Origin of the sequence: Anaerobacillus arseniciselenatis, assembly GCF_001865995.1 — a bacterium.
Classification (GTDB): Bacteria; Bacillota; Bacilli; order Bacillales; family Anaerobacillaceae; genus Anaerobacillus; species Anaerobacillus arseniciselenatis.
The window spans coordinates 1-1,209 of the sequence record NZ_MLQQ01000041.1; the positions used below are offsets into that span (position 1 = coordinate 1).

Genomic DNA, 1,209 nt, shown 5'->3' on the forward strand with positions numbered 1-1,209 from the left:
TTCGGAGATCTCTGGATCAAAGCTTACTTACAGCTCCCCAAAGCATTTCGCTGTTCGTCGCGTCCTTCTTCGGCTCCTAGTGCCAAGGCATTCACCGTGCGCCCTTCATAACTTAACCTAATTTTTTCGCAATAAGCGGCGAATCTCTTCGTCGCCTTCATTCGCCAATCATCCTCATGTACCAATAATGTACACTCCGGTGATTGCCTCATTCGGCTCCTCGATCTTCTTGCTTCTTTCGAAAAAATACCTATCATTACAAAAGGATTTTTCGTCGAAATGAATTCTTGACTACTCAAGTTTACTCAAAAGTTTATACAAACTTTCCGGTAAAACTTAAATGTGTTTGTTGTTATCTAGTTTTCAAAGAACAACGGCAAATGATAAACTTCGTATTTATTCGTCAGCTTCGCGCCTGCGGTACTCACGTATCGTTGAATATACGCTCCGTTCCTCGGCCCTTTGCTTCCTCGAACTACTCGTTTCTAATTTGCCTTTACATATAATTAGTTAAGAAAATGAACTTGAAGTTGGTTTATGGGCATCCTTGAGATGCTTACATAACTCAACACTCAAAACTCTTCATTCAAAACTAGAGAGAGCAATCGCTCAATCACCTTAAAAAGGCGACTTGATAAATATAACACCATTCAAGAATGATGTCAATTACCAATTATTGTATTGGTGGAGCCTAGCGGGATCGAACCGCTGACCTCCTGCGTGCAAGGCAGGCGCTCTCCCAGCTGAGCTAAGGCCCCTAATTATTATTTTATATAGATGGTGGGCCTAAGTGGACTCGAACCACCGACCTCACGCTTATCAGGCGTGCGCTCTAACCAGCTGAGCTATAGGCCCCTATCTGTTAACGGCAAATGCTAAACGTCGTATTTCTTCGTCAGCTTCGCGCCTGCGGTACTCACGTATCGTTGAATATACGCTCCGTTCCTCGGCCCTTTGCTTCCTCGAACTACTCGTTTCTAATTTGCCTTTACATATAATTAGTTAAGAAAATGAACTTGAAGTTGGTTTATGGGCATCCTTGAGATGCTTACATCACTCAACACTCAAAACTCTTCATTCATAACTATACTGAGAGATCATTCTCTCAAAACTGAAACACAGCGTCAGCGTACTTCTACTCGAAAGTAAAAGCATCGACTAGAGTTTTAACTCCATAGAAAGGAGGTGATCCAGCCGCACCTTCCGATA

At 42.7% G+C, this 1,209-nt stretch carries 2 tRNA genes and 1 rRNA gene; all 3 read right to left on the reverse strand.

Annotation, left to right across the window (positions count from 1 at the left end):
• Positions 1 to 118, reverse strand: a 23S ribosomal RNA gene (locus tag BKP35_RS14690); the annotation flags it as partial.
• Between the two features lie 564 nt (positions 119 to 682).
• A tRNA-Ala gene (locus BKP35_RS14695) sits at positions 683 to 758 on the reverse strand.
• A gap of 20 nt (positions 759 to 778) precedes the next feature.
• Positions 779 to 855, reverse strand: a tRNA-Ile gene (locus BKP35_RS14700).
• Between the last annotated feature and the right edge of the window lie 354 nt (positions 856 to 1,209).